Annotated in this window: 4 protein-coding genes, 3 pseudogenes and 1 riboswitch; all 7 genes and pseudogenes read left to right on the forward strand. The window is 63.1% G+C overall.

Features of this window, described 5'->3' with window-relative positions:
• Nucleotides 1-1246 (forward strand): NO-inducible flavohemoprotein (gene hmpA, locus AMA01_RS13120; protein ID WP_307188457.1); only part of this gene is annotated, 1246 nt, incomplete at its 5' end.
• Between the two features lie 521 nt (nucleotides 1247-1767).
• Complete coding sequence (locus AMA01_RS13125) at nucleotides 1768-1998, forward strand: hypothetical protein (protein ID WP_067851688.1); 231 nt, start codon at nucleotides 1768-1770, stop codon at nucleotides 1996-1998.
• Between the two features lie 61 nt (nucleotides 1999-2059).
• Nucleotides 2060-2160, forward strand: a riboswitch (TPP riboswitch).
• 94 nt (nucleotides 2161-2254) lie between these two features.
• The gene (locus tag AMA01_RS13130) at nucleotides 2255-2824 is read left to right on the forward strand and encodes an ECF transporter S component (protein WP_067851690.1); all 570 of its coding nucleotides are present in this window, start codon (nucleotides 2255-2257) and stop codon (nucleotides 2822-2824) included.
• Nucleotides 2821-3333, forward strand: a pseudogene (locus tag AMA01_RS14320) (ABC transporter ATP-binding protein); the annotation flags it as partial. The gene AMA01_RS13130 and the pseudogene AMA01_RS14320, both read left to right, overlap by 4 nt.
• 312 nt (nucleotides 3334-3645) lie before the next feature.
• Nucleotides 3646-4041, forward strand: a pseudogene (locus AMA01_RS14325) (ABC transporter ATP-binding protein); the annotation flags it as partial.
• Nucleotides 4042-4386: 345 nt separating this feature from the next.
• Nucleotides 4387-5115 (forward strand): annotated as a pseudogene (locus tag AMA01_RS14330) (energy-coupling factor transporter transmembrane component T family protein); the annotation flags it as partial.
• Nucleotides 5116-5263: 148 nt separating this feature from the next.
• Nucleotides 5264-7261, forward strand: coding sequence for a transketolase (gene tkt / locus AMA01_RS13140; RefSeq protein ID WP_082744196.1), 1998 nt, complete (start codon nucleotides 5264-5266; stop codon nucleotides 7259-7261).
• The last annotated feature ends 215 nt before the right edge of the window (nucleotides 7262-7476 follow it).

Consider the following 7476-nt stretch of genomic DNA (forward strand, 5'->3'; position numbering starts at 1 on the left):
AAAAGGCTCGAGTAGAAAAGACAAGGACATCGTTGCCTCAACACTTCCCGTGCTGGCACAAAAAGGGGAGCAAATCACCCGGCGATTTTATCAACTTCTATTTGAATCTCATCCCGAGCTGCTGAATCTATTCAACCAAGCTAATCAACATCAGGGTCGGCAGCAAACGGCACTCGCACAGGCGATTTATGCCGCGGCTGCACACCTGGATGATGTCAACGCCATTCGCTCTACCGTCGTACGTATCGCCGAAAAACACCGCGCGCTCGGGGTTCAGCCGGAGCAATACCCGATTGTCGGCGAAACGTTACTCCTCGCCATGCGAGACGTGCTGGGGTCCGCAGCTACGCCCGAGATCCTTGACGCATGGGCGCGCGCCTATGGCCAGATCGCAGACGCCTTTATCACTGTCGAAGCCGAATTGTATAAGCAGGCTGCAGAGCAGGTGGGTGGCTGGCAAGGCGAGCGCGCATTCGTCGTGCGAGACAAGGTGAAAGAGAGCGATGTCATCACGTCGTTTTATCTCGAACCGCAAGACGGTGGTCCCGTTGCGCAGTACGCGCCTGGCCAGTATCTCACGGTGGTCGTGCGCATACCAGGTCATCCTTATGTCCAACGTCGTCACTACAGCTTATCGGATGCTCCTGGCAAACCGTATTACCGCATCAGCGTAAAACGCGAGGCAGCGATCGGGGAGAAACCCGCTGGTCTCGTATCTAATTACTTACACGATCATGTTCATATCGGTGACATCCTTTACGCTACGCCGCCTGCGGGCGATTTCCGCTTGGACCTGGATGATCAGACGCCTGTTGTCTTTCTCAGCGGCGGGGTCGGCATGACGCCTCTCATGAGTATGGTAGAAGCGGAAGCGTACCGCGGCACTCGACGTCGGATGGTCTACGTGCATTCGGCGCTGAGTGGAGCGGTGCACGCCTTCGACGCGCGGCTTCGCGAACTGGCGCAGCAGTCCGAATTCACATATCACGTCGTGTACGAACGTCCAAGCGCGGATGACCGCACACATCCGTATCTTGCAAAAGAGGGTTTTGTCGATCGCGACCTGATTAAGCAGGTGTCTCCCGCAGGCGCGGTGTACGCTTTCTGCGGACCAACACCATTCATGCGAACCGTCTACCGCAGCTTGCGCGAGATGGGCGTTCCGGACGAGCGGATCCGATTTGAGTTCTTTGGACCCACGCAGCAGTTGTTAGAATCCGAACCTGTAGGAGCAGGCTGCCGTTAATCACCATGTCGTACTGCCGAGCGCAGACAGAATCTCTTGTTTGGGTACACTGCCATCGATAGGACCGTGGCGGACCAGGACTGCAGCGCCGAGCTTGGACCGTCTCATGAGCAAAGCTGACAGTCACTCCGAAGGAGGCCAACCTTATGCGGAGTGGCTGTCTTTCTTTTGAAAGCTATCGAGGCATCGAAGCCGTCATGAGGGTGGCACTGGACATGAACGTCTTGATCGTGGGACCCTGCCCCCTAACAGTGTACCTATCGCACAAACAAGGCGGTCTGCCCAATTTGCGCTCGTGGTATCTGAATCCACGCGGGGCCCTTGATAGATGTGCATCCCCTTCGTGTTCGCTCTCCTCGTTCCTTCTCTGCGCCTGCCGACGATTTTGGACACCGACAAACTTGAAACACATGGCCTGACACTGGCTTGACGCCGAAGCAGCCTGAGGTTACCATTCATCGTAAGATTCTGAACGCCGCGGCGCAACTTCAGGCCCGCGGACGCCGCAAGGGGGGAGCCACATGCGGTCGTGGTTCGCATCTCTGCGCACGCCCTGCCGCAAGCGCCTGTCTAAGCGGCAGCGGCTCGCCATCCTGGCTCTGACGATGGCCATGAATTCGATCTTGCTCGCGAACGGCCGATACCTCCACCTGGGGGACGGGTTTTGGGGCGGTTTCGCCTTGGGCATCTGGATTATGTCCAACGTTCTTCTCATTTTGAACGCCGCCATGCTCATCCGAGAGCGGTTTTGAGCCACGCGGCTTGTGCCTTCCGAACTGCGATGATACACTGAAGTCGAACAATTTCATCGTGAGAAGGGCCTAGGGGTGCCGGAAGGCTGAGAGGCGGACATCCGCCAACCCTGTGGACTCGATCTGGGTAATACCAGCGTGAGGAAGTGCCCGTCATCGTCCATGTGCGCCCTTTTCCCTGCGTGGTGACAAGGGCGTTTTCGTTGTGGCGTGCGGCGCTCCCAGGGCCTGTTCCACGAAAGGGGAGCGAAATGCGATGTCGAGATGGAAGCTGCGCGAAGTCATCTTGATGGTTGTATTGGCCATTGTCTGCGGAGGCATTTACCGCGTGTGGGACGTGCTGTACGCCCTCATCCCGGCGACCGCGTACGCGCTTCAGGGCGTGATGACGGGGCTCTGGATGATCGCCGGCGTGATGGTTCCGTACATCGTGCGGCGCCCAGGTGCGGCGCTCATCGCGGAGCTGGTGGCGGCGGCCGTGGAGCTTTTGCTCGGCGAGCAGTGGGGGCTCGCCAACATGATCTCGGGCCTCATTCAGGGCGTCGGTTCGGAAATTGCCTTCCTCATCTTCGCCTATCGCGTGTGGAATACGGGCACCTGTGCTCTGTCTGGGGTGCTGGCGTCTGTGGCTTTCATGTTTCAATGGTACTTCCAATACGGCGGCGACAAACTGCACCTCGGCACGCAGATCGCGTTTGTCGCCATCTCGCTTGTGAGCGGCGCGGTGCTCGGCGGCCTGTTGCCGAAGGCGCTTGCGGATGCGCTTGCCCGCACCGGCGCGCTGCGCAATTACGAGATCGCCAAGCGGTCGGTGAAGTCGGCATGACCATCGCGGCTGCAGGGATCGAGCGGGCCCTGGCCCTTGAGGTGCGCGACCTGACCGTGACGTACGAGGAGGCGTCGGAGCCCGCGCTCGCTGGCGTGTCGTTCTCGCTTTCAAAAGGCGAATGCCTGCTACTCATCGGCCCGAGCGGCTGCGGCAAGAGCACGCTCGCCATGGCCATCGCGGGCATCCTGCCGCGGTCCATTGAGGCGCGGGTGGAGGGCGAAGTTCGGCTCGCGCCCGAGCTCGCGGAGCCAGGCAAGATTGGCTACGTGTTTCAGGATCCGGATCTCCAGTTCTGCATGCATCGGGTGGACGACGAGATCGCCTTCGGCCTCGAAAACCTGCGGGTTTCGCGCGACGAGATGGCGCCCCGCATGCAAGGCGCCTTGGCGGCCGTGGGACTCGACGTGGCTCTGGCCACGCGACACAGCGTCTTTTCCGGCGGCATGAAGCAGAAGCTCGCCGTTGCATCCGCGCTCGCCATGGACGCGGATCTCGTCATCCTCGACGAACCGACCGCGAATCTGGATCCCGACTCGCGCCGCCACGTCTACGACGTCACCCGCCGCTTGAAGGAGGCGGGGAAGACGGTGATGGTCATCGAGCACCGGTACGAGCCGTTCCTCGATGTTGCGGACGTGGTGGTGGAGCTTGCGCCGGGCGGCCGCGTGAGGGCCATGTATCGACCGGAGGAGGCGCCGCGGCGGGGTCGGAGGCAAAGGCGCCGCGCGGCGACGGTGCGCGCGGACGAAGCGCCTGTGCTCGAAGCGCGCGACCTCGCCCTCCGCTATGGCGAGCGCGACGTGTGGCGGGACGTCCACCTGGCGGTCCGGCCCGGCGAGTGGCTCGCGGTGTTGGGGCCAAATGGCGCTGGCAAGTCGTCGCTGCTTGAGGTGCTCGCGGGGCTCAGGCGGCCCACGGCGGGCGAGGTGCGCTACCGCGGCGAGCTGATTCACCGGATGTCGGCGAAGGCCCGCTACGGCCGCATCGCCTACGCGTTTCAGAACCCGGAGTATCAGTTTCTGTACGAGCGCGTGGCGGACGAGATAGCTGGGCGCGTGCTCGGGGACGAGGTGCCGGACGAGGTGGAGCGGGAGCTTCAGGCGTTTGGGCTTGCGGGCTGCGCCCATCAGTCGCCGTTTGGCATCAGCCAGGGGCAGAAGCGGCGCCTCGCCATGGCCGTCATGATGCGCCAAGGCGCGGACGTGTGGCTCGTCGACGAGCCGACCTATGGCCAGGACGAGGCGTCGGAGCGGATGATCCTCGATAGGCTCGATGCGCTTTGCGAAGCGGGCAAGGCCGTGATCGCCGTGACGCACGACCTGGATCTCGTCGCGGCTCACGCGGACCGGGTGATGGTGCTGGCGGACGGAGGCGTGTTGTACGACGGGCCGCCGGAGGCGTTGCTGCGAAATCAAGAGCTGTTGCGGCGGGCGCACCTGGATGAGACGGCGCCCGTGGAGCGAAGCCGTGTGCAAGCCGACGGGGGTGTGCCCGAGCGCGAGGCGGACGATCCGCCTGCGAAGTCGCCATCGTCCGGGCGCCGGGCGAGATCGCCCCTGCGGCGCTGGCACCCCGATGTGAAGGCCGTCGCCCTTTTGTGCGTCGCAGCGGTCGCGCTTTGCGCGCGCACGTTTGCCGCAGAGGGGTGGATCTGGGCGCTCGTCGGCGCGCTGGCCTTCGGGTTGGGCTGGCTGTCGCCGTGGAAGCTCGTCAAGCGCCTATCTCCGCTTTTGCTGATTTACGCGGTGTACTTGTGGGCGTTTGCGGCCAATGCAGCGGCGCCGCCGGGTACGCGTGTGGTGCACTGGCTCTGGTTTGGTCTGAGCGCGTACGGCTTCACGCAGGGGCTGCTCGTCGTGCTGCGGACCTTCGCGACGGTGGTCCTCGCGTACGTGCTTGTGGCCACGACGGACGGCACCGATTTCATGGTCGGCCTGTCGCAGTCGTTCCGCCTACCGCCCAAACTGTCGTATGGCGCCATGGCCGGCACAGGCTTTCTCGGCCGCTTCAAGCACGATCTCGACGTCTTCCGCATGGCGCGCCGCGTGCGCGGGCGGGAGGGCTGGTGGCTTCTTCGCCCGGTCCGATACGCTCTTCCACTTCTCGCGCAATCCATCCGGGTGAGCGAGCGGCTCGCCATCGCCATGGAAGCGCGGGGATTCTTCGGACCGCCGGCGGAGCGCTGGGACGCCAGGACGTACTGGCGCCACATTCGGCTTAGGGCGGCGGACGTCGTCGCGGCAGGGGCTGTGGTTGCCGCCGCGGTCGCATGCCTGTGGGCGCATTGAGGCCCGGATATCCCCGGGCCTCGGCCATGAGGAACTTGTCCGGACGACTTGGTGAACTGATGGCCGCGAGGCCACATTTCCCACGGGCAAGGGCGGAATTTGTGGTATCATAGGAACGTCGGCTGAAAACATGGAGTGGGAGTGGGACATGATGCCCTTCACAGAGGTCGATCAACTGGCAGTCAACACGATTCGCACGCTGTCGATTGACGCAGTCGAGCGGGCGAATTCCGGCCATCCGGGCTTGCCGATGGGCGCCGCGCCGATGGCCTACGTGCTTTGGACAAGGTTTATGAAGCACAATCCCGCGAACCCAAAATGGGCGGACCGGGATCGGTTTGTGCTGTCCGCGGGCCACGGGTCGATGTTGCTCTACTCGCTGCTGCATCTGTCCGGCTACGACGTCACGCTGGATGATCTCAAACAGTTTCGCCAATGGGGCTCGAAGACGCCGGGGCATCCGGAGTACGGGCACACGCCGGGCGTCGAGGCGACCACAGGGCCCTTGGGTCAGGGCATCGCGATGGCGGTTGGCATGGCGATAGCCGAGCGGTTCCTGGCGGCGAAGTTCAACCGCGACGGTCACGACGTGATCGATCACTATACATACGTCCTGTGCGGCGACGGGGACTTGATGGAGGGGATCAGCGCGGAGGCGAGCTCGCTCGCGGGGCACCTGAAGCTGAACCGCCTTATCGTGCTCTACGACTCCAACAGCATCTCCCTCGACGGCCCCACCGATTGGGCGTTCACCGAGGACGTGAAGAAGCGGTACGAGGCATACGGGTGGAACGTGTTGCGCGTCGAGGACGGCAACAACCTGGACGAGATCGAGGCGGCCATCGCCAAGGCGAGATCGTTCACGAATGCGCCGACGCTCATTGAGGTGCGGACCATCATCGGGTACGGCGCGCCGAAGAAGCAGGGCACGGCCGGCGCGCACGGCAGCCCGCTTGGGAAGGAAGAGGCGCAGGCCGCCAAGGCCGCGTACGGCTGGCACTACGAAGAGGATTTCTACGTGCCGGACGAGGTGCGCAAGCTGTTCGCCGAAGTGAAGGAAAAGGGCGCGAAGGCGGAGGCGGCGTGGAACGACGCCTTCCAGGCGTACGCCAAGGCGCATGCCGATCTCGCCCGCACCTTCGAGCAGGCGTTCGCGGGCAAGGTCGATGTCGACTTCGACAAGGTCCTTCCGGAGTTCAATGAGGCCATTGCTACGCGCGAGGCGTTCGGCAAGGTCGTCAACGCCATCGCCCCGCACATTCCGACGTTGCTCGGCGGATCGGCCGACTTGTCGAAGTCGAACAACACGATGATCAAGGACGAGGATCACTTCAAGGCGCCGGATTACGCGGGGAAGAACGTGTTTTACGGCGTCCGCGAGCACGCGATGGGCGCGATGATGAACGGCATCTGCCTGCACGGCGGCGTGTTCCCGTACGCGGGCACGTTCCTCGTGTTCGTCGATTATCTGCGCCCGGCGGTTCGCCTCGCGGCCCTCATGCAGCAGCCGTCGCTCTTCGTCCTGACGCACGACTCCATCGCCGTGGGCGAGGACGGACCGACGCACGAGCCCATCGAACAGCTGCCGTCGCTTCGCGCCATCCCTGGGTTGCGCGTGTTCCGCCCCGCGGACGGCACCGAGACGGCGCTGGCGGTGAAATACGCGCTGACGCACCGCGACAAGCCCGTGGCGCTCGCGCTCACCCGCCAGAAGGTGCCGGCGCTCGCTGAAGTGAAGGCGCACGAGGGCGACTTCGATCGCGGCGGCTACATCGTCTTCCAGCACGAGGATGGCTCAGATCTCGCGCTTTTGGCTTCCGGCTCCGAGGTCCAGCTCGTGCTCGAGGCGGGCAAGCGGCTCGCGCAGGAGGGCGTGAAGGTTCGGGTCGTCTCGTTCCCGTCCATCGACGTGTTCCTGGAGCAAGACGCATCCTATCGCGAGTCGGTGCTGCCGAGCGCGCTGCGCAAGCGCCTTGCGGTGGAGATGGCGCACCCGATGAGCTGGTACGAGTTCGTCGGCTTGGACGGCAAGGTGCTCGGCATCGATCGCTTCGGCGCCTCGGCGCCCGGCGATGTCGTCGTGCGCGAGTACGGCTTCACGGTCGATCACGTCTACGAGTTGGCCAAGGAGCTCATCGGGCGCTGAAAGGCCGGGATTGTTGAAACGCAGGCCATCCGACCGGACGCTTTGGTCCGGCGGATGGCCTTTTATTTTGGGTAGCGAGATTATAAACCTCGAAGTTCCTTGCCCATTTTGCGAATGACATCATTCGCAATTACCCAACATACTCCAAACGCTGTGAGATAAACGTTATTTGCGAAATCGAACCATCTTCCTTGATTGAGCGATTTTATGAAAGA

The sequence above is a fragment of the Alicyclobacillus mali NBRC 102425 genome, assembly GCF_001570745.1.
GTDB classification, from domain to species: Bacteria; Bacillota; Bacilli; order Alicyclobacillales; family Alicyclobacillaceae; genus Alicyclobacillus; species Alicyclobacillus mali.

Bases quoted from the DNA above. Each gene is read 5' to 3' on its own strand.
- AMA01_RS13125 (WP_067851688.1), top strand. From the start codon at position 1,768: ATGCGGTCGTGGTTCGCATCTCTGCGCACGCCCTGCCGCAAGCGCCTG.
- tkt (WP_082744196.1), top strand. From the start codon at position 5,264: ATGATGCCCTTCACAGAGGTCGATCAACTGGCAGTCAACACGATTCGC.
- AMA01_RS13130 (WP_067851690.1), top strand. From the start codon at position 2,255: ATGTCGAGATGGAAGCTGCGCGAAGTCATCTTGATGGTTGTATTGGCC.